We start from the raw sequence: 25799 nt of genomic DNA, 5'->3' as shown, positions 1-25799 counted from the left end.
CTCTCCCTTTAAGATGTCCTACTGTGTCGGTGGCTCCATCATTCGATGCAGATAGTCGGCGATCATGCGGCGGGTGGCCTGCGCGATGTCGAGGACCCCGAACGACAGGAAGGCATGGATCGTGTCGCGGGCGCAGTGGTGGACACTGTCAATGCCGACCGACCCTAGCTTTTCGTGATAGGCGATCGCTTCGTCCCGCAAGGGATCGAAGCCCGCCGTCACGATCATCGCGGGGGCCAAACCGGCGGGAACCGGCGCCAATAGCGGCGAGATGCGGGGATCGTGTGCCTCGGCAACATCGCCGGCGAGGTAGTTCTCACGCGCAAATTCGATCGCTTCGGCCACGAGAAAGAAGTCGCCACCGCCAAATCGGGCGCGAGACGGAAAATGGGTATGAGGGCTGGCGATATCGGTCATCGGATAGATCAGCACCTGGCAGGTCAGCTGCGGGCCGTTACCGAGAGCAGCTTCGCGCGCGAGCACGGCGGCAAGATTGCCTCCCGCGCTGTCGCCGATCACGGCCAAGCGGGTCGGATCTCCGCCGATCGACCCGCCTTCCCGATAGAGCCAGTCGAGCGCGCTTCGGGCATCGCGCAGCCCGGCGGGAAAAGGATGTTCGGGGGCGAGCCGGTAATCGAGGCTTAGGATCGCGACCCCACTGAGCGCAGCAAGCGATCCCACCAATCCGTCGTATGCGGATATCCCGCCCAACGACCAGCCACCGCCATGCAGGAACAGCGCCAGGGGCGCGGCTGCGTCGGCGGGAACCGCCGGCCGGTACAGCCGGGCAGCCCGCTCACCGTCGCCGCCCGGCACTGCGAAATCGACGACGTCTCCCGGCGCGACGTCACGGTCGGGCCCGCGAAACCGATCGAAAACGGCATCGGCGAACGCGCGCGATGCCGCCATCCCTTCGGCGGCAATGCGATCGGTCCATTCGCTGCGCATGGCGTCGTAGCCACGCAGCAGCGCGCGGGATTGCCGATCGAGCGATCCCTGCTCGTCAGAACTGTTTTCCGACATCAGAATCGCAGGATAAAGCGCAGATCGTAGGTGGCCGGCGCGCCGTAAAAGCCGAGCTGCACGCCCGGGAAATCCGCCAGGTTGAACCCCTGCACACGCACGGCGTTGTCGGTGAGATTTTCCACACCGGCGCGAAGTTCCCAGCGCTCGTCGCGGTCGCCAAGCGCCACGAATCCGTTGATGCGTTCATAGCCGGGCTGACGCAGCACCGGGGAATCGGTGATCTCCGTAGCAACCTCGGACCGGTAGGATCCGTCCACGTGGATAGTCAGCGCCAGGTTATCGGAGATCGGCCGCCGCCAGGTGGCGCCAAGGCTCGCGTTGAAATCGGGTGCATTCACCGGACGTCGATCGCTCACATCGGTGACCGCGCCGCCGACCAGAATATCGAATTCGCGATACTCGGCATCGAGCAGGCCGAGCGATCCGGTCAAGGTCAGTTCGTCGGTCGGACGCGCGATTAGCTCGAATTCCGCACCATAGGCGCGCGAGGAGGCAGCGTTCGTGAACAGGCTGACGAATACGCCGGTTACGGGATCGGAACCGAAGGACGTGACCTGCACATCGGTGTAGTCATTGTAGAAGAAGGCCGCGTTGAGGACGAGGCGCCCGTCGAGCCAGCTGGTCTTCGCGCCGCCCTCGTAGCTCCAGACATATTCGGGGCGGAAGGGACGGAACCCGAAATCGGTATTGGCACGCCCATCGAACCCACCGCTCTTGAACCCGCGCGAGGCGGACAGGTACACCATCGCATCGGGGCTCACCTCATAGCTGATCGAAGCGCGCGGCGTGAACGCCTCGAAGCTCGCCTCACCGGAGATCGGCGTTCCGGGCACGCCCACCCCGGTCAGGAAATCGGGCGTATTCTCGATCACCGAGACACTCGGATCGAAGAAATTCTCGAAGAGCCGGGCCGAACTGCGATCTTCCCAGGTATAACGGGCGCCCGCCGACAGATTGAGCCGCGGCGTCAACGCGTAAGTGAGATCGGCGAAGATAGCGTAGCTGTCGGTTACCTGGCGGGTCTCGGCGAGGCTGGAGGTCGGGAAACCGAAAGCGGTAACCGGAAAGCCGAACAAGGTTGCAGCCCCATTGTCGACGCCCGAAAACGTCGTGTCGTCATCATGGAAGTAGTAAAGGCCCGCGGTCAGGCTCAGCCCGCCCGGGTCCTCATAGGTAACGCGCAGCTCCTGGCTAAACTGCTCCTGTTCCTGAAGCAGCAAGATATCCAGAATGGGCAGGGGCGAACCGTCGGTATCGAGATTCAGGTCGAAGTCGAACCACCGAAGGGCGGTGATCGACTCCAGAGTTACCTTGTCGCTAGCCTCGAACCGGCTGGTCAGCGCAACCCCATAGCCGGTCTGATCGCTCAGACCGTTGGCATTGACGTCTACGCGATAGGGATCGTTGGATGCCGGGAATGTCACATTGCCGGTTCCGTCGAAGCCCGTGATCGACGTCTCGCGAACCGGGCTGCGCGAGGTATCCGGCCGGTCGATCCGGACATCGCCGCTGAGCAGGAACTCGACTCTGTCGGTGGGTTCGAACAACAGACTGACACGCCCGGCGAGGGTTTCGACATCGCCGTCATCGCGTCCCGTCACGCTGTTTTCGGCAAAACCGTCACGCTTGGTATAGGCCGCTGCCAGCTTGCCTTTGAGCCCGTCACCCGCGAGCGGACCGCTGATCCGGCCCCTGGCCGTGACCATTCCAAAATTGCCGACGCCGGCCTCCATATAGGCGGACAGATCGTCGGTCGGTCGGGTGGAAACGAACTTGATCGCGCCGCCGATGGTGTTGCGTCCGTAAAGCGTGCCCTGCGGCCCGCGCAGCACTTCGATCCGCTCGACGTCGAACACTTCGAGAAACGCCGCCTGCGACCGGGCGATGAACACGTCGTCGACATAGACGCCGACGCCCGGGTCGGCGAAAGCGAGGGAATCGTTCTGGCCGACCCCGCGGATATAGATGACGGCATTGCCGGCATCCCCCTGATCCAGATAGAGATTGGGCGTGGCGTACTGGATACCCGACAGCGTGTCGGCCTGAAGATTGGCAAGGCTTTCCGCGTCGAACGCCGAAATCGCGATGGGCACATCCTGAAGCGACTCCTCACGACGCCGTGCGGTGACGACGATAGTGTGGCCTTCCTCGGCGCGCGGCTCGGCGGATTGCATTTCCTGCTGTGCCATGGCCGGCACCGCATGCGCCATTGCCGAAGTGGCGCACAGAGCGGCCAGCAGACGCGCGCGTCCTCTTGCGTTTTTCATCATGTCCTCCCCGTTCGGTCGCGCATGTCGGCGGCCGTTATCTCGAGGAGAAACTGCAGCGAGTATGGCTATCGAGTCGAGGACGCGCTCGCGCAATCATGCAGGACATTTTCGCTCAAAACGTCTGCCGCGAACCGCGCTGGAGTGGTTCCGGTCCATTGCTTGAAAGCGCGAGAAAAGCTGCGACCATCGGCGAAGCCGAGCAGGTCGGCCACGGCCTCCGGGGACCGTCCCGCTTCCAGCAAGCGCCTGGCCCGGCGATCGAGTGTTTCGGCCCGTAGTTGCCGGAAATTGCACCCGCTTTCCAACAGTCGTCGGCGCAATGAGGCAACGCTCATGCCCAGCGCCCGTGCCACTTGGCTCTGGTCATCCATGCCGGTTTCGAGCTTGCTGCGGACGCGTGATACGAGGTCGCGGCGCTTCGTGGTCACAGGCCCATCCGGCCTGGCGAGAACGGCCAGGATCCGATCGTAGACATCGATCGAGTTGAGCGTCTGGCCCCGAGCGGCGGGGGCGAGATCTGCTGCCGTGCCGACATACTCCAGCATATAGGCCGGCGCTCCCAACCGCACCGGTACCGACCAGTACCCGAGCATGCCATCCGTCCCGCGCCGCGCCCGGCGACTATGGACTGCACGAAGATGCGGCGTCAGTTCACGCCCTGCCCATAGCGACAGCAATGTGTGAACGAAGATCATGACCCCTTCCATCACCGTTGCCCGCATCGAGGGGCCATCGTCGAAGGCGAAGGGAAACTCGGCATCGTCGATCCGGTAGAGGATGCGGCTGCCGTGCCGCTCGATGCGATTGTAATTCCCGCCATGGAGCAGGTTGTAGGTTTGCGCGGACAATCGCATGGCATCGCCGAGGCTGGCCGCATCGCAAATGCGTTCACCGACGAGATTGGTGGCGCCAAGCAATAGCGGGCGTGTCGACAGGGCGCAGGTCTCGTCCTCGATTTCCGCCAGCCTGATCCGCATCATCTTGAAGTATTCATACGGCGTAAGATCGGGATCGATGGCCTGGCCATCATCCACCGGATCGTGATGCTTATCCTGAACCGTCAAAGGTCGCCTCGACATCGCAAAAGGCTAAGTCAGCGCCTTGCAGGCGTCAATTGCCGACGAGCTCGACCGCATATGTCATGCCGGATCACGCTTCATCCCGGTATTTCAGGAAGTAAGCGGGGAAGCGCTGCGCAGGCCGATTTCATGGTGCCAGCGAAATGACCCCATTTCCATCGGTATGGGAAAGCCTACGCGGCATGCCATATCGACGGTCAACAGGTTCGAGCCCGATTGCGTTGACCAACCCCCTTTCCTTTTCCAAAGCACAAATCTAGTGCCGAGAAACGCTCGTCACATTCGATGTGAATTGCTATTGGAAGTCACATTGTAATGTGATAGCGCTGGCGGCATGAACACGATCGAAAAAGTACGCACGCTCGTTTCGCAGGGACTCATGACCCGCGCCGGGCTCGCCCGTGCCGCGGGACTTCATGCCAACACCCTGCGCGATTGCAGCGAGGAAAGCTGGAACCCGACCGCCGAAACGCTCGCGAAACTCGAGGCCTTCCTTGAAGCCAACGACGAAACACCCGTCATCGTCGGCGCCGAGGAAATCATCGACGAAGCGCGCAACGGCCGCATGTATATTCTAGTCGACGACGAGGATCGCGAGAACGAAGGCGATCTCATCATCCCGGCGCAGATGGCTACGCCCAGCGCGATCAACTTCATGGCGACCCATGGTCGCGGACTGATCTGCCTGTCGCTCGACCGCAAGCGGGTCGAAGCTCTCGGCCTCGAGCCCATGAGCCGCGACAATAGGGAGAGCATGCAGACTGCCTTCACGACCTCGATCGAGGCGAAGGAAGGCGTTACCACCGGCATCAGCGCGGCCGACCGCTCGCGCACGGTCTCGGTCGCCATCGATTCCACCAAGGGCCCCGACGATATCGTCACCCCCGGCCACGTCTTCCCGCTAACCGCGCGCGATGGCGGCGTCCTGGTTCGTGCAGGCCATACCGAAGCGGCGGTCGATATCTCGCGGCTCGCCGGACTGAATCCCTCGGGCGTCATCTGCGAAATCATGAACGAGGACGGCACCATGGCGCGCCTCGAGGATCTGATCGGCTTCGCACGCAAGCACGACATGAAGATCGGCACGATCCGCGACCTGATCGAATACCGGATGCGCCACGACCATCTGGTGGAGCGGGTCGGCGAGGACAGCTTCGAATCCGATTATGGTGGGGACTGGCGCCTGCTGACCTATCGCAACACGGTCGATGGCAGCGAAAGCTATGTGCTGCAGAAGGGCCACGTGGTCGAAGGCAAACCCACCCTCGCCCGCGTGCATCCGATTTCGATCTTCGATGACGTCCTCGGCAAACCGGGGCCGCGCAAGCGCACGCTCCAGCGCGCAATGCAGGCGGTGGGCGAACATGGTGCAGGTGTCATCGTCATCATTACCGGGCGCCCGGCTTCGAACAGCGGCTACAGCGAAAACGATGCGCGGCGCAATGTGGGCATCGGCTCGCAGATCCTAGCCGATCTCGGGATCGAGGACATGATCCTGCTGAGCAATTCGCAACCCAATGTCGTGGCGATCGAGGGATATGGCCTCAACATCGTCGACCACAAACCCATTCCGGAGTGACCTGCATGGCCCGTTTTCTCATCGTCGAAGCCCGATTCTACGATCGTCTCAACGACATGCTGATCGCCGGCGCGCGCGCGGCGCTCGAAGCGAAGGGTCATGAGGTCGAGGTGCTCACCGTTCCCGGGGCGCTCGAAGTGCCGGGCGCGATCGCGCTCGCATCGGAGAGCGGTCAGTACGACGGCTATGTCGGGATCGGCGTGGTCATCCGCGGCGAGACCTATCATTTCGAGATCGTCGCCGGCGAAAGCGCGCGCGGGATCATGGCGCTGACGATGGACGGCATGGCGATCGGCAACGGCATCCTCACGGTCGAGAACGAGGACCAGGCGCTTGTCCGTGCCGATCCCAAACAGAAGGACAAGGGCGGCGAGGCGGCGCAGGCGGCGATGGCGCTGCTCGATTTGCAGGGCAAGTTCGCGGCCTAGGCAGCGCCGTCGAGGAACTCCTCAAGCCCCAGCGGCGCGAAGGGGCCGATAATCAGCTGCTCGAAGACGCCGATGCCTTCGGCGCCATCGCTGCCGGTCACACGCATCGGGACCTGGACGTGCAGATTCTCGGGGGCCAACGGGTCGAGGTCTAAAAGGTCGATGTCCTCGCGCTGTACCTTGAGCGGGCCGTGGTACATGCCGTGGCCCCATTCGGGATGGGTGTAGCCGAGACCGCGCATCTGGAACCGGCCGAGCGGTTCGAAGGTCACCTGTTCGGGCGCGCCGCGCAGCGCCAGCGAAAGCGTGCCGCCCGAGGGCCAGCGCGTACCCGCCTCGAGCCGCGTGCGCATGCTGCCGTGGCCTTCGGCGACATCTTCCGCCGCTGCGCCCTCCCCCGCCCAGGCCGCGCGCGTATTCCACGCATTGCCATGTTCATCATTGTTGACGTGGAAGAACAGGCTTCCTGCAGGAAAGTTGATCGGCGTCCATTGCCAGAAAAAACCTGGCATGGGCGCGCCGGGCATCGGTTGCATGTCACGCGCTCCAACCGGGCGAACGCCCCAGCTGCGATCGCGCGTACCCATCGTGCCGTCGGCCAGCTCCTGCTTGTCGCCATCGACTTCGATCCATCCCCGGTAGCGCCCGTTCTGCGTCAGCCGCGTATAATCCATGAAGGCGCGTGGACCGATCCGGTGCGTAAAGCGCGGTTCCTCGATCGGAAAGGCGCGGCCGGTAAAGGTGATGTCGGCCGCCATGCCATCGAATGGTTCGAGCCGGATGCGCAGGATATTGAGCGCCTCGATGATCTCGACCGAGATTGGCCCCGCCGCCATTGCCATGCGCTCCATCCCCAGCTCGGCGCTGGCATGGACGCAGTGCTGCACTCCGTCGCGTATGATCGTGAAATGCGCATCGATCACATCGAGATGGGGATAGATGCCGAGCGCCGCGGCAAAAAATCCGCTGCCGTCCGGCGCATAGCCGTTGAAGAAATAGCGGTCGTAGAAATTCCGATCGGTGCCGGCATAGGCCACCGGCTCCGGCGTCTGGTGGATCGGATAATCGTCACCCCGGCTCAGGACCACTAGGTCGCCTCCTTCAATACCTGGATACTATCGCGTGCCAGGGCCAGCGAACAGGCCCCGCGCGCCATGGAGAGAAAATTGGCGTCGCCGCGCTCGGTCCGCTCGACGAATGCCGAGCTGAAAACGGCGGTCGAGACACCGTGCAGAATGCCGAGCCGATAATCTTGCTCGATCTCGTCATGCGACAGCGCGACACCGCGCGCCCGCATTTCCGCGCGCCACAGGTCGAGCAACTCGCGCTCGTGATTGCGCCACAGGCCCTCGCCCACGCCGCAGCCGAGGAAATAGCCGACATCGATCATCGGCCTTCCGACCGCTACGGTCTGCCAGTCGAGGATGGCGATGGGCTCGGCCCCGCCGCGAATGTCGAACAGCATGTTGTCGAGCCTGAAATCGCCGTGAACGAGGCATTGGGGCGGGTCATCGCGCTCGAACCAGTGCGCGCTTGCCTCGGCCAGTTGGTCGCAGATTGCCATGTAGTCGGGCTCGAGCGTATCAGCATAGCGTTCGCGAAAGATTGCCTGAGCTTGCGGATACATACTGCCGAGCCGCTCGCGCAGATCCGGCGGCGGGGCGAGCCATTGGGCGGCAAGCAGGTCCTCCCTCCCCCAGCTCGGTGCGTGGATGGCGGCGGCCTGGCGGATCGCCGCGCGCGCGTCACCTATCCCGCATCCCCTGATCTGATCGCCCTGCCGCGCCGGTCCGACATCCTCGAAGAGAAGGACGAACGCGCCTCCGGTTTCGTCGACCTCGGCGAAACGCACTTGCGGCACCCGCACGTGAAGGAGCGGCGCAGCCTGGCGATAGAATTCTACTTCCTTCCGATAGAGCCCGAACATCGCGGCGGTCCCGCGGCTGGTCGCATCGGCGGCGGGGAACTTGCCGGCTATCGTCTTCGGCACATCGTTCCCGGACAGGTGAAAGCGTACGCTGTCGCCCACCTGACCGGTGCCGATCGGCTCCCAGCGGACGTGAGACACTTTCGCGCCAAGCACACCGCCCAGCCACACTGCATCGACCTCGTCCGGATGTACCGGAAATCGTTCCAAGCCCCTCTCCCACAAAGAGCAATCGGCGGAACGCTAGCTGGCACAAAGCGTCATGACAATCATGCAGGAAGAAACATCATGAACGGCCCCTTCGAATGGGCCGCATCGATCGGAACGGTGCTTGCCGCATCCATGATCGCCTTCGACATGGGACGCCGCGCGACCGCCTGGGGCTTCGTCCTGTTCTGCGTGGTCTCGACCCTGTGGATCTATATCGGACTGACCGAAAACGCGATACCACTCGCCGCGATGAACGGCGTCCTGCTGCTCATCAACGCCTGGGGCGTATGGCAATACTGGTTCCACCCGAAAAACAGGACTTGAACCTCCGCGGCGGCGGAAAGCTCAGGCTATCGGCACGATCGGAAACGAGGCTCCCACCTTCGTGGGATTCGCGCGTTAGGCGCCAATCCGTCCGAAGCATTCACGCCCGGCATAATGCGCGCTGTCGCCCAGCTCTTCCTCGATGCGGATCAGCTGATTGTACTTGGCGAGCCGATCCGATCGCGCGAGGCTGCCGGTCTTGATCTGACCGCAATTGGTCGCGACCGCGAGATCGGCGATGGTGGCATCCTCGGTTTCGCCCGAGCGGTGCGACATGACCGCCGTATAGCCCGCGCGGTTGGCAATGCTGACCGCGTCGAGCGTCTCGGTCAGCGTCCCGATCTGGTTGACCTTGACCAGCAGCGAGTTGGCCAGCCCCTGGTCGATGCCTTCACGCAGGCGCTGAGGGTTGGTGACGAACAGGTCGTCGCCAACCAGCTGGACTGTGTTGCCGATCCGGTCGGTCAGCGCCTTCCAGCCTTCGAAATCGTCCTCCGCCATGCCGTCCTCGATAGAACGGATCGGATAGTCGCGGCACAGCTTGTCGAGATATTCGGCCATCTCATGCCCGTCGAGAGATAGCTTCTCGCCCGAGATTTCGTATTTGCCGTCCGCAAAGAATTCGGTCGAGGCACAGTCGAGCGCAAGTGCGATGTCCTCGCCCGGCCTGAAGCCCGCCTGTTCTATCGAGGCCATAATGAAGTCGAGCGCATCGCGCGTGCTGGCGAGGTCGGGGGCAAAACCGCCCTCGTCCCCCACGGCCGTGGACAGGCCTTTTTCATGCAGCTTCTTCTTGAGCGTATGGAACACCTCCGCGCCCCAGCGAACGGCTTCGGCGAGACTGTCCGCGCCGATCGGCATGACCATGAACTCCTGGATGTCGATCGGGTTGTCGGCATGTTCGCCGCCATTGATGATGTTCATCATGGGCACCGGGAGGACATGAGCCGAAACGCCGCCGATATAACTGTAGAGCGGCAGACCCCGCGCGTTGGCGGCCGCCTTGGCCACCGCCATGCTAGTGCCGAGAATGGCGTTCGCGCCGATGCGGCCCTTGTTGGGGGTGCCATCCAGAGCAATCATCGAGAGATCGATATCGCGCTGGTCTTCCGCATCGAAGGCACCGATCAGCAGGTCGCGGATTTCGGCATTCACCGCGTCGACTGCCTTGCTGACGCCCTTGCCGAGATAGCGTGCCTTGTCGCCATCGCGAAGCTCGACCGCTTCATGCGCGCCGGTCGAGGCGCCGCTCGGCACTGCCGCGCGACCGAAGCTGCCATCGTCGAGCAGCACGTCGACCTCGACAGTGGGATTGCCCCGGGAATCAAGAATTTCGCGGGCGTGGATGTCGATGATCGCGGTCATGGTTGCTGGCGCTCCGGGACAAAGGTGTTGTAATATGCTAAAACACCCCCAGGTGGGGAGTCGGCAGCGCTCTATGCGTCGGAACATTGCGGCGCAAGTTGCGTTGCAACATCGATGGCCAGTCAGGCGAACGAATACGAATTGAGGGCAAGGACGAGTACCATGGCAGAAACCACCGCAGGCGGCGCCTCGGGCAAGCGCAAGAGCGCAGCCGCCAAGAAACCCGCAGCCAAGAAATCGACAGCCGCCAAGACGCCGCGCAAGACCGTGGCGAAGAAAGGCGAAGCGAAGGAGACCGCCCCCGTGACCAATACCGCAAAAACTCCGCAAACCCCGGATCATCGTACCGAAGCCAAGTCGCGCTTCAACGCGGCCCTGGAAGAAGCCAAGGCCGGTGCCGCCGCGCTGAAGGCCGAAGGGAAGGACCGCGCGGTCGCCTATCGCGACCAGGCCAAGGGCAAGAGCGACGACTGGGTTGCCGATGCCAAGGCCTATGGCGACGAAGCCAAGGTCAAGGGCCGCGAACTGGCGACCGAAGGCAAGGTCAAGGCCGGCGAAGGCCTTCGTTCGCTGAGCAAGCTGGTGAACGAAAACGCTCATCAGGTCGATGAAAAGCTCGGCGCGAAATATGGCGATTATGCCCGCAGTGCCTCCAAGTCGCTCGATGGCTATGCCACCAGGCTGGACGAAAAGAGCGTCGACGACCTCGTCGAAGACGGTCGCGAATTCGTGCGCAAGAGCCCTGGCAAGGCGCTCGGCATCGCGGCGGTTGTCGGCTTCATGCTTTCGCGTCTATTCCGCGGCTCACGCTGAGCGACTGTCGACGGGGGTATGAATGCGGGAAGACGAAAACGAGCGGGCCGACGACCATTCCGGTCCGCTCGATCTGCCTGACGAACATGAGCCCCCCGAAACGGAGGAGGATGACGACCAGCAATTTTCGCTGACCGATGACGTCCTCGCGCTGCTCGAAGACGGCAAGACCTATGCCGAGGCGGAGCTGCGTTACCAGAAGAGCAGGGCGGGCTTCATCGCCAATCGCGTGAAAGGCGCCGTAGCTTTCGGGCTCGGCGCCTTTGGCGTGTTACACCTCGCCCTGATTGCAGCGACCGTCGGTCTGGTTATCGCCCTGGCGCCATTGATCGGTCCATGGGGCGCAACTGCCATCGTCACTCTCGCCCTCATTGTCGCCGGAGCGATCCTGTTGCGCCTGCTGAAAGGGCGTATCGACGATATCCGCGACGCCTTCGAGGAGGATGAGACGGAATGAGCTATCGGCGCACCCGCATGCTGGAAGACAAATATCTGCGCGATTCCGCGCGCGCCTTGGTCGAAGCCGATATCGAACATCTCAAATCCGATTTCGCGCACAAGGGATTGGCCGAACGTGCGGTCGACCGAATGAAGGAGGGCGCCACCGATCTCTATGAAGAGGCGGTTGACGTCGCCGAGGACAACAAAGGCGCGCTTGCCGCGCTCGTTGCGGCCATCGTAGTCTGGTTCGCCCGCAACCCGATCATGGAATTGTTCGGACTGAATGCGGAAGCTGACGACGATTGCGATGAACTCCAAGGTGAGGCGGAACGTTAGGTCGACGAAAACCGTTGATCTTGCGAACACGAATCCCGGAGGAAACCGATGGTCGATACAGCCGAAAACAATGTCACCCCGATCAGTGCCGACAGCAAGCTGAGCGATGAGGAAAAGCGCGAGCAACTGCGCGCGCGGATCGAAGCGGGCGAACAGCGCAACGAAGAACGCAGCCTTGCCGATCAAGCCAAGGATGCTGCCGACAGCGCGCTCGAATTCACCAAGGCGCATCCGTTCGCTGTCGTTGGCGGCGTATTGCTCGCCGGGCTTGCAATCGGCGCGATGACGCGCCGTGGGCGGCGCCTCGGGCGCCGTGGCGGCGTACTGGCCGGCCTCGCGACCGACGCCGCAATGGCCTATGGTGCACGCATGATCGACGGCGTCCTGGACGGTGCGCAATATGCTGGAGACCGGATCGAAGATATCGGCGACAGCGCCTCGACCACTGCGCGCGGTCTGCGCCGGGACGCCGCCTACAAACTCGATGTCGCGGGTGACGCGCTACGCAGCTCGGGCCGTAAGGCCACTCGCAAAGGCAGCCGTGCCTATCGCGCATTGCGAACCCGTATCACGCATTGAGCGAACGCATCCGACCGAATGCCATAGCGGCGCGACAGGCTTGCCTGTTGCGCCGCTTTCGCTATGTGGCGCAGCCAATCCTCCCTCCCCCAAGAGAAAGACATCCCGATGGAAGAAACCGAGAGCAAGCAGACGCTCTATCTGGTGATGGGTGGCCGGGTTGCCGACCCGCGCAGCGTTACCTTCGCCGATCCCGAGAGCATTCACGTGGCCGGCGTATTCAGCAGCTACGATGCAGCTGTCGACGCCTGGCGCTCGAATGCCCAGCGCACGGTCGACGATGCCGAGATGAAATACGTTATCGTCCACCTGCATAAGCTCCTCGACCCCGGCGCCTGAATAGCCCCATGGCCTATTCGATCAGGCCATATCGGGACGACGACGCCGAGGCGCTGGCCGAGGTAAATGCCTCCGCGATCGCGGAGATCGGCCCGCACGCCTATTCGACCGAGCAAGTCGCGGCATGGATGGCGCGCCATCCCGGTGCGGAACGGTACCGGGAACGCGTTGCCGCGGGCGATGTAATCTTCGTGGCCGCCGATCGGGACGATCGACCGGTAGCCTATGCGCTGATCGAGGCGAACGGCCATCTCGATCACCTCTACAACCATCCGGATCATACGCGCCTGGGTCTGGCCACGCAGTTGCTGGCAAGGGCCGAAATCTACGCGCGGGCGCATGGAATCGAGAGGCTCTACACGGAGGCGAGCGACCTCGCCCGCCCCGCGTTCGAGCGGGCAGGTTACGTTGTGACCGATAAACGCGAATTCACCATCGCCCATGATGGCCGGGATATCCCGATCCACAATTGGGCGATGGAAAAGGCGCTTAGATGAATTCGATCTTGTCGATGAGGTAGAACTTGTCGCCCGAGGGTACGGTCACCTCGACCTCTTCCTCGAGCTGCTTGCCGATCAGTGCACGACCGATAGGCGAGCTGTAGCTGATGCGGCCCTTGGCGGCATCCGCTTCGGTCTGGCCCACGATCTGGTACTTCACCGGCTTGTCGTCTTCGTCGAGCAGCGTGACGGTCGCACCGAAGATCACTTTATCACCGCTGAGCGTGGTCGGATCGATGATCTGCGCACGGCTGATCTTGTCCTCGAGCTCACCGATCATCGCCTCGACCTGCCCCTGGCGTTCCTTGGCGGCGTGGTATTCGGCATTCTCCGACAGGTCGCCATGCGCCCGCGCTTCCTCGATCGCATCGACGATCTTCGGGCGCTCGGCACGCAGGGCTTTCAGGTCTGCCGTGAGCTTTTCGTAGCCCTCGGCCAGCATCGGCACTTTTTCCATCGGACCCCTTTGTCCTTCCTGTTCCGGCCAACCTCCGGGACAATTCGAACCTGGTCCGCCGGAATGCGGAACCCAATCGGTTCGGATGTCGGGGGGTGAGCTGAGTGTTCGTCGTCAGCTATAATAGTCTTGCAACGAACGCACTTCAAGCTGGTCCGGCGAAACCTCTGCTATTGCTTGCGCGACGGCAAGCGATGCGGCGGCCGTCGTGTAGTAGGGAAGCTTCTTTTCCAGCGCGGCCTCGCGGATCGATTTGCTGTCGAGCAGCGACTGCCAGCCCTCGGTGGTGTTGAAGATCAGCTGCACTTCGCCGTCGATGATGGCATCGACGATGTGTGGGCGCCCTTCGGCTACCTTGTTGACCGGTTCGACGTCGAGGCCCTGTTCGGCAAGGTAGGTCTGCGTGCCGCCGGTGGCGATGACCCGGAAGCCCTTGTCGAGCAGCGTCTTCACCGCGGGCACGATCAGCGGCTTGTCGCTATCCTTGACCGAGACGAACAGCGTGCCCGATTGCGGCGGCGTCATACCCGCACCCAGCTGCGATTTGAGAAAGGCCGGCGCAAAGCTGCGGTCGATACCCATGACTTCGCCGGTCGACTTCATCTCGGGCGACAGCACCGGGTCGGCGCCCGGGAAACGCGCGAAAGGGAACACTGCCTCCTTCACCGCCATGTGGTCGGGATAGAGGTCGAACGGCTCGAAGGTGTGCAGCCCCTCGCCCGCCATGACGCGTGCGGCGACCTTGGCTATGGGCTGCCCGATGGCCTTGGCGACGAAGGGCACCGTGCGGCTGGCGCGCGGGTTCACCTCGATGAGGTAGACCTCGCCGTCCTTCACCGCGAACTGCACGTTCATCAGGCCGCGCACCTTCAGCGCCTTGGCGAGCTCGGTCGCCTGACGGGACATTTCCTCGATGATCTCGGCAGGCAGGCTGTAGGGCGGCAGCGTGCAGGCGCTGTCGCCCGAATGCACCCCGGCTTCCTCGATATGCTGCATGACGCCCGCAATGCGGACCTCGAAGCCGTCGGCGACGACATCGACATCGCACTCGATCGCATCGCGCAGGTACTGGTCGACCAGCACCGGGCTGTCGCCCGAGACGTTCACCGCCGTGTTGATATAGTCGTCGAGCTGCGCTTCGCTGTCGACGATTTCCATCGCACGGCCGCCGAGCACGTAGCTCGGGCGCAGGAGTACCGGATAGCCGATCCGCGCGGCCACGGCGGCGGCCTCGTCGCGGCTCTTGGCGATACCGTTCATCGGCTGCATCAACCTGAGCTTGTTGACCAGCTTGGCGAAACGTTCACGATCTTCGGCAAGGTCGATCGCGTCGGGGCTGGTGCCGAGGATCGGGATGCCTTCGCGCTCGAGCGCGGCCGCCAGTTTGAGCGGTGTCTGCCCGCCGAACTGGACGATGGTGCCGACGACCTCGCCCTTCGACATTTCGACGCGCATGATTTCGAGCACGTCTTCTTCGGTCAGCGGCTCGAAGTAAAGACGGTCGGAAGTGTCGTAATCGGTCGACACCGTTTCCGGGTTGCAATTGACCATGATCGTCTCGAACCCGGCCTCGGCCAGCGCGAAGCAGGCGTGGACGCAGCAATAGTCGAATTCGATGCCCTGCCCGATCCGGTTGGGGCCGCCGCCGAGGATGACGATCTTCTTGCGGTCCGACGGCATGGCCTCGTCCTCGGGCTCGCCGAAGCTGGGCGCCTCGTAGGTCGAGTACATGTAGGGCGTGATCGCCTCGAACTCGGCGGCGCAGCTATCGATGCGCTTGTAGACCGGGTAGACCCCGAGCTTGCGGCGCAGGTCGCGCACTTCCTGTTCGCTGGTCGCGCCCGCCATGGCGCGCAGCGCGTCGTGTAGCAGGCCCGAGCGCTTGGCCTGGGTCTCGCCCAGACCGCCTGCGACACCGACCGAGCGCACGGCCAGCGTGGCAAGGCGCTTGTCGGAGAAGCCCATGGCCTTGAGGCGGCGCATCTCGGCCGCATCGCCCGGCAGGCCGTTGTGCCCGATCATCTTCTCTTCGTAGATGATCGCCTCGATCTGGCGCAGGAACCACGGATCGAACCCGGTAATACGCGCCACCTCCTCGACCGTGAAATCCTCGCGGAAGGCTTGTGCGATCTTGAGGATGCGGTCGGGCGTGCGCTGCGATAGCGAAGCGGTGATGACCTCGCGGCTGACGCCCTCGAACTCGGTGATGCGGTTGAAGCCATCGAGCCCGGTTTCGAGACCACGCAGCGCCTTCTGCATGCTTTCCTGGAACGAGCGGCCGATCGCCATCACTTCGCCGACCGACTTCATCGCGGTCGACAGTTCGTTCTTCGATCCCTTGAACTTCTCGAAAGCGAAGCGCGGGATCTTGGTGACCACGTAATCGATCGTCGGCTCGAAACTCGCGGGCGTCGCGCCGGTAATCTCGTTCTGGATCTCGTCGAGCGTGTAGCCCACCGCCAGCTTCGCCGCGACGCGCGCGATCGGGAAACCGGTGGCCTTGGAAGCCAGCGCAGACGACCGCGAAACGCGCGGATTCATCTCGATCACGATCAGGCGGCCATCCTTCGGATTGACTGCGAACTGTACGTTCGAACCACCTGTTTCCACGCCGATTTCGCGCAACACGTTTATGCTGGCGGTGCGCATGATCTGGTATTCCTTGTCCGTCAGCGTCAGCGCGGGCGCGACGGTGATGGAATCGCCCGTATGCACACCCATCGGATCGACATTCTCGATCGAGCAGATGATGATGCAATTGTCCGCGCGGTCGCGCACCACCTCCATCTCGTATTCCTTCCAACCGAGGAGCGATTCCTCGATCAGGACTTCGGTGGTGGGCGATGCGTCGAGGCCTTCCCGCACGATGCGATCGAACTCGGCCTTGTTGTAGGCGATGCCCCCACCCGTGCCGCCCAAGGTGAAGCTGGGGCGGATGATCGCAGGCAGGCCGGTGCGTTCGAGCACGGCAAAGGCCTCGTCGACCGTGTTCGCCACGCCGCTGCGCGCGCTTTCGAGGCCGATTTTGTCCATCGCCTCGCGGAAGCGCTGGCGGTTCTCGGCCTTATCGATGGCATCGGCATTGGCGCCGATCATCTGCACACCGAACTTCTCGAGCACGCCCTGGTTCGCCAGGTCGAGCGCGCAATTGAGCGCGGTCTGCCCGCCCATCGTCGGCAGCACCGCGTCGGGTCGCTCCTTCTCGATGATCTTGGCGACTATCTCGGGCGTGATCGGCTCCACATACGTGGCGTCGGCCATTTCCGGATCGGTCATGATCGTGGCGGGGTTGGAGTTGACCAGGATGACCCGATAGCCCTCTTCCTTCAGCGCCTTGATCGCCTGCGTACCCGAATAGTCGAACTCGCAGGCCTGGCCGATGATGATCGGGCCGGCGCCGATGACGAGGATCGAGGAGATGTCGTTTCTTTTGGGCATCAGAGTGGAACTTCCGAAAGCGTTTCGAGACTGGGCGCATCCTGCGCCAGCGGCGAGGCGGGTGGCGGGAGGACGACGGTGAAATCGGTATGCAGCCGCGCGAGCCGGCGATAATCCGCCTTGCTCACGCCGCTGCGACGCGGAAAAACGCACGTGCGGCGGATCGAGACGATATCGTCGCCCGTCCGCACTGCGATATAGGTCAGCACATGATAGCGCAGCGGACCGGTGCCACGCATGGTGACATCGAGCTGGCGTACCTGCTCGCCATCCTGTTCATGCCGCTCGATCTCGGTCAGTCCGCGTGAGGAGAGGCGGTCTTCCTGCGCCGCGTGAACCCCGTCGAGCGCAAACAGCGCTGCCGAGAAAGGCGACCATCCCGCGGTTGCGCGGCAATCCATGCGGCCGGCTACGGGACCGGCGGCGGTTTCGTACTGCATCGGGCGCCAGAAGGTTGCGATCACGGTGCCATCGACTCCCTCGAGCCGCTCGACCCCACCGTCGCCCGTGAAGGTGACGCCGGGCGTGAGCTGCACTTCATGTGGGTCGGGCCCTTGCGCGACGGCAGCCGTCGCCAGCCCCGCCGCGAGAAGGGCCGCGAAACGCATCAGACGCCGGCCTGCGTGCCCGAATAGTCGAACTCGCCGGCCTGGCCGATGATGATCGGGCCGGCGCCGGTGCTGAGGATCGAGGAGATGTCAGTGCGTTTGGGCATTAGAGAGCATCCAAATCGAAATCGAAATGATTCTTAACAAAGGTTTTGATTAGATCGACGAGTAGGGCCGCCCCTACCGCTTTAGCGCCCTTGCCTAGAAAGGAAGCCGCATCTTCGACTGCCATGAGGACACCAACCTTCAATTGAACAATGCGCAGTTGTGCGGAATCCCACAGCACTTCCGCAGCTTGCAAGCTGTTTAAGACCCTCTCCTTCTCCTCCGGTTCTGCGTCGTTGACCCCTCGAACGTCCTCGGAGATGCTTGCAAACTTGGTCGCAATTTCTTGATAGTCTGGGGAGTTGTGATTCAGAGGGACGATGCGATCGGAAGCGGGTGCCGTTGAAAGAAAGATATCACCATCTTCTCCGAAGTCGGATGGAGGATCACCCTCAGTAAGAAAGATTCGACCTTTCGCCTCGGCAACTCCGGGTGGAAGAGGTTTATCGTTCGGAGCTTCTTGGTAGGGGTTTCGAAGACCATTGGCCTCCAAGATTGACGTAAAATTCTCTTCGTAGTCTTCGAACCAGCTTATTCCTTCACCGGAAAGCGAAATCCGCTGTTGAACCAATGGACCGAGGTGACGGTACATTCTGGTGCGATAATCGTCATCGAGATCGCTCGTAATTGTTTCTCGCCATTGGGGACGTATCTCTAATCCATAGCGATCAAGCAATTCACCTACGCGAAACTCTGTCTTGCCGCTCATTGACGCTTCGTAACCAATGGTGCCGAGGAGGATATCAATAAAATCCCTGTATCTCACCCCAACATCCCCACGAATTTCTCGAACAGGTAGAAGCTGTCCTGCGGGCCGGGGCTCGCTTCGGGGTGGTATTGCACGCCGAAGGCCTTCTTGCCCTTGATGCTGATCCCGCAATTGGTGCCGTCGAAGAGCGAGACGTGGGTCTGTTCGACCGTGTCGGGCAGCGTTTCACCGTCGACCGCGAAGCCGTGGTTCATGCTGGTGATCTCGACGAGGCCCTCGCTTGCGCCCCACCCTTCCCCGACACGCTGGACGGGGTGGTTGGCACCGCGGTGACCCTGGAACATCTTGGCGGTCTTTGCGCCTGCCGCGAGGCCGAGCATCTGGTGGCCAAGGCAGATGCCGAACAGCGGCACATCGGCATCGAGCAGGCCCTTGATCACCGGCACGGCATATTCGCCCGTCGCCGCCGGATCGCCTGGACCGTTGGAGAGAAACACGCCGTCGGGCTTAAGCGCCATGATGTCGTCGAAGGAGGTGCGCGCGGGCACGACCGTGACCTTGGCTCCCGCTTTCACCAGGTTGCGGAAGATATTGTCCTTCGCGCCGTAATCGATCGCGACGACATGCGGCTTCTCCGCCCCGCCCTCGGTATAACCGAAACCGAGTTGCCAGTGACCGCCGGTCCAGTTTTCCTGTCCTTCGCGCGTCACGCCGGGGACGAGGTCGAGCCCTTCGAGCCCGCTCCATTCCGCTGCCTGCTTCTTCAGCGCCTTGAGGTCGAATTCACCCCGCGGACTGTGCGCGATCACCGCATTGGGCGCGCCCGACAGCCGAATCCGGCGGGTCAGCGCACGGGTGTCGACGCCCGAAAGGCCGATCTTGCCATGATCCTTCATCCACTCGACGAACTCGTTCTGCGCGCGGAAGTTCGAATGCGGAGTCACTTCCTGCCGCGTCACGCAGCCGACCGCACCCAGCCCCCGGCTCTCATGGTCTTCCTCGTTCGCGCCGACATTGCCGATATGCGGGAAGGTGAAAGTGACGATCTGGCTGTCGTAGGAAGGATCGGTCATCACTTCCTGGTAACCGGTCATCGCGGTGTTGAAGCAGACCTCGCCCACCGCCGAGCCGCTGGCGCCGAAGCCCTTGCCCCAGATGACGGTGCCGTCTCCCAGCACCAGGACTCCCGTGGCATCTTTAGGTTGCGCGTGCGAAGATGCGGACAGGGCCATGGGCGCTCCGGGTAAGAGGGTTTCCAGCGATGTTGCTAAGCCTCAGCCGCTAGAGCCGTGGACCGGTTCCGTCAAGCGGAACACTTGGCTTTGCGCCAGCTTCTTCTAAATGTGGCGCCAACCATCCACAGCTTAGCGCAAAGAGGCAGCATGCTCCGCGAAAAAATCCAGTCCGAGACCGTCACCGCCATGAAGGCCAAGGACAAGGACCGCACCGCCGCGCTCCGGCTGATCGGCGCGAAGATCAAGGATCGCGATATCGAACTGCGCACCGCCGACAAGAAGCCCGAGGACGACGAGATGGTCACCGACGTGCTGCTCAAAATGGCCAAGCAGCGCCGCGAATCGATCGAAATGTACGAAAGCGGCGGCCGCACCGAACTCGCCGAAAAGGAAAAAGCCGAATTGGCGGTGATCGAGGAATTCCTACCCAAGCAGATGAGCGAGGAGGAAACCCGCGCCGCGATCGCCGCTATCAAGGAAGAGCTTGGCGCCGAGGGCATGAAGGACATGGGTCGGGTGATGGGGGAACTGAAAGCCCGCCATGGCGCTACCCTCGACATGAGCAAGGCCAGCGGCCTCGTAAAGGAAGCACTGTCATGACCAAGACGCCCGTCGCCTTCTCCCTCGCACTCGTGCTTGCCGCCTGCGGCTCCGGCGCGGACGATCCGCCGACCGACCTTGAAACGGCAGCGAGCGATGGCGAAGCGGAGGCGTTGGCGCGCAATATCGAAGCGGTCGACTTCCTCGATCTCGAACTGGGTGCGAAGATCGTCGGCCCCCAGGGCACCGAAGTCGAAACCGCCCTGTCCAATCCGGAAGGTAATTTCGCCGATATGCGCAGCTATGTCGCCTGCCCGTCGGGCATGACCGAATGCGACCCGGCAACCGCGCCCGAGGGCACGGTCTATACCTATGTCCACGTCGTCTATCCCGGCGAGGACAACGAGCCCGACAGCGGCAGCGGGGAAGGCGCCGATGCTTCCGATGTCGAGCGCGCGACCGCCTTCCGCATGACGCGTCCCGCCAACGGTTTCACCGGCGCGGTCGGCTATTCGAAGGACGAGGCAATGGCCGCGATCGGGGCCAAGGCCGATGTCGTCGTCACCTGCGACGACGGTGCGCTGGTGTGGACCGTCAGCGCCGGCGATGGCGGAGACCAGTGGGAGCAGGCCGAACCGCTCACCTTCTGGTGGCAGTCGACCGTGCCCCCCGCCGGTCCCGCACCGGCCTATGCGATCAATGCCAATTACACCCGCGCGACCGGCGCCGGGCCTTATCCCGGCGATGCTCCGGGCGCGGCCAACGCCTGCAACGCCCCTGCCCTGTGAGGCGAGGAAGGATGTCCTGACGATGCGCCTGTCGACGTTTGCGATTTCCACCGGGGTCTTGATGCTCGCCGCCTGCGGGTCTGCCGAACCCGAACCCGCGCCCACTCCCTCGCCAACCATCGCCGCCCCCCGAACTCTTGTGGGTGCCGATCTCGACCTTTCGACGCTGGGCGCGAAGATCGTCGGGCCGCAGGGGCCGGAAGTCGAAACCGTGCTGAGTGCCGGCAATCGCCAGATCGGGACGCTCGTCAGCTATGTCGCCTGCCCCGCGGGAGTGGCGGCGTGCAATCCGAGCGAGATGTCCGCAGAAACCGCCTATACCTACGTCCACCGGATTACGCTTGCCGACGCGGACGAGACCGCCGAGGCCGCGCCTACCGATGGTCCCGAGGTGGTCGAAACTGCGCCCACCCTCTTCCGCACGATCCGCAAGGCAAGCGGGTTCAACCAGTCGATCGGTTATTCGACCGCCGAAGCCGAGGCCGCGCTGGGCGATCCCGATGCAATCTCGATCAGCAGCGACAATGGCAGCCTGATCTGGCGCGTGGTCCGTGGATCCGGATGGAAGCCGGGCAGCACGATGACTTTCTGGTGGCAGTCCACCCTGCCCCCGCAGGGGCCGGCCGAAGCCTATCTTCTCGAGATCGAAGGCAACCAAGTCGCCGCCACCGGCCCCTTCCCGCCTGAGGATAAGCCTGTGGAGGGTTCCGGCCCCCGCTAGCGCTGGAAGCGGGCCCTCAGTAAGGTCTACGACCTTATGGCCCTCTCTCCCCAATGGCTCGACGAATTGCGCATGCGGACCACCTTGTCCGCGGTGATCGGTCGAACCCTGCGGCTGACCAAGGCGGGGCGCGAGTTCAAGGCGTGCTGCCCGTTCCATAATGAGAAGACGCCCAGCTTCTACGTCAATGACGAGAAAGGCTTCTACCACTGCTTCGGCTGCGAGGCGCATGGTGACGCGATCCGCTGGCTGACCGACCAGCGCGGCATGCCCTTCATGGACGCGGTGAAGGAGCTGGCGGCGGAAGCCGGAATGGAGGTTCCCGCGCCCGATCCACGTGCCGCGCAGCGGGCGGAGAAGCGTGCCAGCCTGCACGATGTCACCGCCGCGGCGCAGGAATGGTTCGAAGGGAATTTGCGCGGGGCCGAGGGTGCGCAGGCGCGCCAGTATCTCGGGCGCCGCGGCTTTTCAGATGCCACCATTCGCGAATTCGGCTTCGGTTATGCGCCCGAGGACCGGCAGGCGTTGAAGCGAGCGCTGAGTAGATTCGAAGAGCCCATGCTGATCGAAGCGGGCATGCGGATCAGGATCGAGGACCCCGGATCGCGGTCCGGGGCAGGCAAGGAACCCTACGACCGGTTCCGCGGGCGGCTGATGCTGCCGATCCACGATACCCGAGGGCGCGTGATCGCCTTCGGCGGCCGCATACTCGACAGCGAGGCCAATCCCAAGGCGCCCAAATACCTCAACAGTCCCGACACACCGCTGTTCGACAAGGGGCGCACGCTCTACAATCTCCACCGCGCCGCGCCCGCCTCGCGGCAGAGCGGGCGGATGATCGTGGTCGAAGGCTATATGGACGCGATCGCGCTGGCGAACGCCGGTATCGGCGAAGCGGTAGCTCCGCTTGGCACGGCGCTGACGGAAAACCAGATTGAATTGTTATGGCGCCAGGTCGAGCGACCGATCCTGTGCTTCGATGGCGACAATGCCGGCCAGCGCGCCGCAATGCGGGCAATCTCGCGCGCGCTGCCGATGCTGCGCCCGGGCCATTCGCTGTCGATCGTCCGTCTGCCTGCCGGTCTCGACCCGGACGACCTGCTGCGCGAGCAAGGCGTCGGTGCGCTGGAGGATTTGCTCGCGCGAGCCGCCAGCCTGCTCGACACGCTGTGGGAGTTCGAGAAGGCCTCCGCCCCGCTCGATTCTCCGGAAGAAAAGGCGGGCCTCAAAGCGCGCCTGCTCGACCACGTGGACAGCATCCAGCACCCTGATATCCGCGCGCTCTACAAGCGCGAACTGCTCGAACGGTTTTCCGCTTTCGCTTTCCCGCCCAGACCACCGCGCAAATTCCGGCCTCGGGGTGAATGGAAGAAGGGCGGGATCAGGCAGCCGGCGCCCACGCTTTCGCCCGATGCGCGGGATAGTTTGACTCGCGCAATGAAGGGCGGTGCACGCGACGCCTTTACCCGCGCCGTCATTGCGGGGCTGGTCAAGTTCCCCGACCAGATCCTGCGCCACGAGGAAGCGCTTTCCGATCTCGCGCGGCGTGACCAAAATGTCGGCCCCGCGCTCGATTCGTTGCTTGAAGCCGCCGAGACGCTTGATTTGTCCGCGCAATCGACCATATCGCTCGAACGAGGCCTTCCTGCCCCACCGGAAAAAGCTCATTTCGCCTTCCTCGATGAAGGCACAGACCCAGGTGACGCGCGCGAGGATCTGGCCGAGGCCGTGTCGCTGCTGGTCGAAAGGCCGGCGCTGGAATCCGCCCTGGCGGAAGCAACAGCGCGTTTCGAACGCGATCCGGAAGGTTCCATCGCCGAACAGGCCCGATTGCGCGAGCGGTTGCTGGCACTAAACGAGCGGTTGAAGCGTTTCGGTCGCAGGAAAGCTGCGGCAGACGGCGAATCGGATGCATGATCTTGGCGGGAACGCGGCCCGCCGGAAGTATTAGACTGGATTTGAAATCTCTATGGCCACCAAGTCGAAGACCAAGGACGACGGCGACGCTCCCCTGATCGATCTCAACGAAGCGTCGGTCAAGAAGCTCATTACCAAGGCGAAAAAGAAGGGTTACGTCACTTACGACGAGCTCAACGACGCCTTGCCGCAGGGCGAAATGAGCTCGGACCAGATCGAGGACATCCAGTCCGCGCTATCCGACATGGGCGTCCAGATCGTCGAAAGCGACGAGGAGGCCGAGGCCGCTGCCGAAGAGGCCGCGGAGGTCGAGGAAATCGCCTCCGACGCCAAGAAAGATACCAAGGCCGCGGCCAAACCCGCCGCCAAGAAGGCCACCGGCGGCGAACGTACCGACGACCCGGTGCGCATGTATCTGCGCGAAATGGGCGCGGTCGAACTGCTCAGCCGCGAGGGCGAAATCGCCATCGCCAAGCGTATCGAGGCCGGCCGCGACATGATGATCATGGGCCTGTGCCAGAGCCCGATCACCTTCCACGCCATCATCCAGTGGTCCGAGGCGCTGAACGCGGAGGAAATGCAGCTGCGCGAGATCCTCGATCTCGACGCCATGCTCTCGAAGGAACCCCCGCCCGAAAAGCTGGAAGAGGGCGAGGACGAAGACGACGACGGCGAGATTTCCGAAGAGACCGCCGGTCCCACGATCCGCGACGATGACGACGACGGCGATTCGGACGAAGACGGCGAAGACGGCGAAGAAGGGTCGTCCAAGAGCGACGATGACGAGGAAGAGGACAACACCATGTCCCTCGCCCAGATGGAGGCTGCGCTCAAGCCCGACGCCATCGAACGCTTCGCCCGTATAACCGACCTTTTCGGCAAATTCGAGAAGCTCCAGAAGGAGCGGGTCGATGTCATGGCCAAGGGTGAGGCATTCTCGCCGGCCAAGGAAAAGAAGTACGAGGCACTATCCGAACAGCTCACGGCCGAAGTCGAAAGCGTCCAGTTCCACGCGACCAAGATCGAATTCCTGGTCGACAACCTCTATGCCTTCAACCGCCGCCTGACTGCGCTGGGCGGCCAGATGCTGCGCTTGGCAGAGCGGCACAAGGTCAAGCGGATCGACTTCCTCGATGCCTATATCGGCAACGAACTCGACGACAGCTGGCTGAAGGAACGCGCCAAGAAGGACAAGAAGTGGGCGGCCTTTGCCGAGAAGGAAGCCGATGCGGTCGAACGCATTCGTGCCGAGATTTCGGACATCGCGGCGCAGACCGGCATGGCGCTGGAGGAATTCCGGCGGATCGTGAACAAGGTCCAGAAGGGCGAGCGCGAGGCGCGCATCGCCAAGAAGGAAATGGTCGAGGCGAACCTGCGCCTCGTGATTTCCATCGCCAAGAAATACACCAACCGCGGCCTGCAGTTCCTCGACCTGATCCAAGAAGGCAACATCGGCCTGATGAAGGCGGTCGACAAGTTCGAGTATCGCCGCGGCTACAAGTTCAGCACCTACGCGACATGGTGGATCCGCCAGGCGATCACCCGCTCGATCGCCGACCAGGCGCGCACGATCCGCATCCCGGTCCACATGATCGAGACGATCAACAAGCTGGTGCGCTGCTCGCGCCAGTTCCTGCACGACCAGGGCCGCGAGCCGACACCCGAAGAGATGGCGGAGAAGCTCTCCATGCCGCTCGAGAAGGTGCGCAAGGTGATGAAGATCGCCAAGGAACCGATCAGCCTAGAGACCCCGATCGGCGACGAGGAAGATTCGCACCTCGGCGATTTCATCGAGGACAAGAACGCAATCATCCCGGTCGATGCGGCGATCCAGGCGAACCTCAAGGAAACGGTCACCCGCGTCCTCGCCTCGCTCACCCCGCGCGAAGAACGCGTGCTGCGCATGCGTTTCGGCATCGGCATGAACACCGACCACACGCTCGAGGAAGTCGGCCAGCAGTTCTCGGTGACCCGCGAACGTATCCGCCAGATCGAAGCCAAGGCGCTGCGCAAGCTCAAGCATCCGAGCCGCAGCCGCAAGATGCGCTCGTTCCTCGATCAGTAG

The 25799-nt window shown here is 63.0% G+C and carries 25 protein-coding genes; 14 read left to right on the top strand and 11 right to left on the bottom strand.

Features of this window, described 5'->3' with window-relative positions; all coding sequences use genetic code 11:
- Nucleotides 1-18: 18 nt before the first annotated feature.
- From ACQY4G_RS12500 to ACQY4G_RS12490, 3 genes are all read right to left on the bottom strand, one after another.
- Nucleotides 19-1023 carry an alpha/beta hydrolase gene (locus ACQY4G_RS12500; protein ID WP_421991308.1) on the bottom strand — a complete coding sequence of 335 codons (1005 nt, stop codon included), beginning with the start codon at nt 1021-1023 and terminating at the stop codon, nt 19-21.
- A complete protein-coding gene (locus ACQY4G_RS12495) occupies nt 1023-3296 on the bottom strand; it encodes a TonB-dependent receptor (protein WP_428483071.1) in 2274 nt (757 codons plus the stop codon). Before ACQY4G_RS12495 ends, ACQY4G_RS12500 begins: the two co-directional genes overlap by 1 nt.
- Before the next feature lie 65 nt (nt 3297-3361).
- Nucleotides 3362-4360, bottom strand: a complete 999-nt coding sequence (locus tag ACQY4G_RS12490) for a helix-turn-helix domain-containing protein (RefSeq protein ID WP_421991304.1) — start codon at nt 4358-4360, stop codon at nt 3362-3364.
- Nucleotides 4361-4709: 349 nt separating this feature from the next.
- On the opposite strand from ACQY4G_RS12490, the gene ribB reads away from it, so the two are divergent.
- Both ribB and ribH read left to right on the top strand, forming a co-directional pair.
- On the top strand, nt 4710-5954 hold the full coding sequence (gene ribB / locus ACQY4G_RS12485) for a 3,4-dihydroxy-2-butanone-4-phosphate synthase (protein WP_067688755.1): 1245 nt from the start codon (nt 4710-4712) through the stop codon (nt 5952-5954).
- Between the two features lie 5 nt (nt 5955-5959).
- The gene (gene ribH / locus ACQY4G_RS12480; RefSeq protein ID WP_421991302.1) at nt 5960-6382 is read left to right on the top strand and encodes a 6,7-dimethyl-8-ribityllumazine synthase; all 423 of its coding nucleotides are present in this window, start codon (nt 5960-5962) and stop codon (nt 6380-6382) included.
- Here ribH and ACQY4G_RS12475 read toward each other — a convergent pair.
- Together ACQY4G_RS12475 and ACQY4G_RS12470 are read right to left on the bottom strand one after the other, a co-directional pair.
- Nucleotides 6379-7470, bottom strand: a complete 1092-nt coding sequence (locus ACQY4G_RS12475; RefSeq protein ID WP_421991300.1) for a hypothetical protein — start codon at nt 7468-7470, stop codon at nt 6379-6381. The genes ribH and ACQY4G_RS12475 overlap by 4 nt on opposite strands.
- Nucleotides 7470-8519, bottom strand: a complete 1050-nt coding sequence (locus ACQY4G_RS12470; RefSeq protein ID WP_421991298.1) for a phosphotransferase family protein — start codon at nt 8517-8519, stop codon at nt 7470-7472. The genes ACQY4G_RS12475 and ACQY4G_RS12470 overlap by 1 nt, the downstream gene beginning before the upstream one ends.
- Nucleotides 8520-8597: 78 nt before the next feature.
- Here ACQY4G_RS12470 and ACQY4G_RS12465 point away from each other — a divergent pair, with 78 nt between their 5' ends.
- The gene (locus tag ACQY4G_RS12465; protein ID WP_067688743.1) at nt 8598-8843 is read left to right on the top strand and encodes a hypothetical protein; all 246 of its coding nucleotides are present in this window, start codon (nt 8598-8600) and stop codon (nt 8841-8843) included.
- Between the two features lie 75 nt (nt 8844-8918).
- Here ACQY4G_RS12465 and eno read toward each other — a convergent pair whose 3' ends face one another.
- Nucleotides 8919-10208: a phosphopyruvate hydratase gene (gene eno, locus ACQY4G_RS12460; RefSeq protein ID WP_421991296.1), complete on the bottom strand. Its 1290-nt coding sequence runs from the start codon at nt 10206-10208 to the stop codon at nt 8919-8921.
- 162 nt (nt 10209-10370) lie between these two features.
- Between eno and ACQY4G_RS12455 the strand changes: the two genes are divergently transcribed.
- From ACQY4G_RS12455 to ACQY4G_RS12430, 6 genes are all read left to right on the top strand, one after another.
- On the top strand, nt 10371-11021 hold the full coding sequence (locus ACQY4G_RS12455) for a hypothetical protein (protein WP_291173447.1): 651 nt from the start codon (nt 10371-10373) through the stop codon (nt 11019-11021).
- Nucleotides 11022-11043: 22 nt separating this feature from the next.
- Nucleotides 11044-11478 (top strand): phage holin family protein, encoded by a 435-nt coding sequence (locus tag ACQY4G_RS12450; RefSeq protein WP_067688734.1) that lies wholly within the window; start codon nt 11044-11046, stop codon nt 11476-11478.
- Nucleotides 11475-11798: a hypothetical protein gene (locus tag ACQY4G_RS12445; protein WP_421991294.1), complete on the top strand. Its 324-nt coding sequence runs from the start codon at nt 11475-11477 to the stop codon at nt 11796-11798. The genes ACQY4G_RS12450 and ACQY4G_RS12445 overlap by 4 nt, the downstream gene beginning before the upstream one ends.
- A 48-nt stretch (nt 11799-11846) precedes the next feature.
- The gene (locus ACQY4G_RS12440) at nt 11847-12377 is read left to right on the top strand and encodes a hypothetical protein (RefSeq protein WP_067688727.1); all 531 of its coding nucleotides are present in this window, start codon (nt 11847-11849) and stop codon (nt 12375-12377) included.
- A gap of 108 nt (nt 12378-12485) precedes the next feature.
- Nucleotides 12486-12716: a DUF4170 domain-containing protein gene (locus tag ACQY4G_RS12435; RefSeq protein ID WP_067688724.1), complete on the top strand. Its 231-nt coding sequence runs from the start codon at nt 12486-12488 to the stop codon at nt 12714-12716.
- An 8-nt stretch (nt 12717-12724) separates the two neighbouring features.
- Nucleotides 12725-13213, top strand: coding sequence for a GNAT family N-acetyltransferase (locus ACQY4G_RS12430; RefSeq protein ID WP_421991292.1), 489 nt, complete (start codon nt 12725-12727; stop codon nt 13211-13213).
- On the opposite strand, the gene greA is transcribed toward ACQY4G_RS12430, so the two are convergent.
- From greA to carA, 5 genes are all read right to left on the bottom strand, one after another.
- Nucleotides 13206-13673 (bottom strand): transcription elongation factor GreA, encoded by a 468-nt coding sequence (greA, locus tag ACQY4G_RS12425; protein ID WP_067688718.1) that lies wholly within the window; start codon nt 13671-13673, stop codon nt 13206-13208. The genes ACQY4G_RS12430 and greA overlap by 8 nt on opposite strands.
- Before the next feature lie 114 nt (nt 13674-13787).
- Complete coding sequence (gene carB / locus ACQY4G_RS12420) at nt 13788-17111, bottom strand: carbamoyl-phosphate synthase large subunit (RefSeq protein WP_421991290.1); 3324 nt, start codon at nt 17109-17111, stop codon at nt 13788-13790.
- On the bottom strand, nt 17111-17719 hold the full coding sequence (locus ACQY4G_RS12415) for a hypothetical protein (protein WP_421991288.1): 609 nt from the start codon (nt 17717-17719) through the stop codon (nt 17111-17113). The genes carB and ACQY4G_RS12415 overlap by 1 nt, the downstream gene beginning before the upstream one ends.
- A 106-nt stretch (nt 17720-17825) precedes the next feature.
- Complete coding sequence (locus tag ACQY4G_RS12410) at nt 17826-18533, bottom strand: hypothetical protein (protein WP_421991286.1); 708 nt, start codon at nt 18531-18533, stop codon at nt 17826-17828.
- Between the two features lie 53 nt (nt 18534-18586).
- A complete protein-coding gene (gene carA / locus ACQY4G_RS12405; RefSeq protein ID WP_421991284.1) occupies nt 18587-19765 on the bottom strand; it encodes a glutamine-hydrolyzing carbamoyl-phosphate synthase small subunit in 1179 nt (392 codons plus the stop codon).
- Nucleotides 19766-19915: 150 nt separating this feature from the next.
- On the opposite strand from carA, the gene ACQY4G_RS12400 reads away from it, so the two are divergent.
- Genes ACQY4G_RS12400 through rpoD form a run of 5 tightly spaced genes read left to right on the top strand, consistent with a single transcriptional unit; the run spans nt 19916 to nt 25799 of the window.
- Nucleotides 19916-20368: a GatB/YqeY domain-containing protein gene (locus ACQY4G_RS12400; RefSeq protein ID WP_291178012.1), complete on the top strand. Its 453-nt coding sequence runs from the start codon at nt 19916-19918 to the stop codon at nt 20366-20368.
- A complete protein-coding gene (locus tag ACQY4G_RS12395; protein ID WP_421991282.1) occupies nt 20365-21096 on the top strand; it encodes a hypothetical protein in 732 nt (243 codons plus the stop codon). Before ACQY4G_RS12400 ends, ACQY4G_RS12395 begins: the two co-directional genes overlap by 4 nt.
- Before the next feature lie 22 nt (nt 21097-21118).
- Entirely contained in the window at nt 21119-21817 is a 699-nt protein-coding gene (locus ACQY4G_RS12390) for a hypothetical protein (RefSeq protein WP_421991280.1), read from the top strand.
- Nucleotides 21818-21853: 36 nt separating this feature from the next.
- The gene (gene dnaG / locus ACQY4G_RS12385) at nt 21854-23734 is read left to right on the top strand and encodes a DNA primase (RefSeq protein WP_421991278.1); all 1881 of its coding nucleotides are present in this window, start codon (nt 21854-21856) and stop codon (nt 23732-23734) included.
- Between the two features lie 52 nt (nt 23735-23786).
- Nucleotides 23787-25799, top strand: a complete 2013-nt coding sequence (gene rpoD, locus ACQY4G_RS12380; RefSeq protein ID WP_067688689.1) for an RNA polymerase sigma factor RpoD — start codon at nt 23787-23789, stop codon at nt 25797-25799.

This window comes from Qipengyuania sp. (genome assembly GCF_965277845.1).
GTDB lineage: Bacteria > Pseudomonadota > Alphaproteobacteria > Sphingomonadales > Sphingomonadaceae > Qipengyuania.
This window is presented reverse-complemented; position numbering and strand designations above follow the sequence as displayed.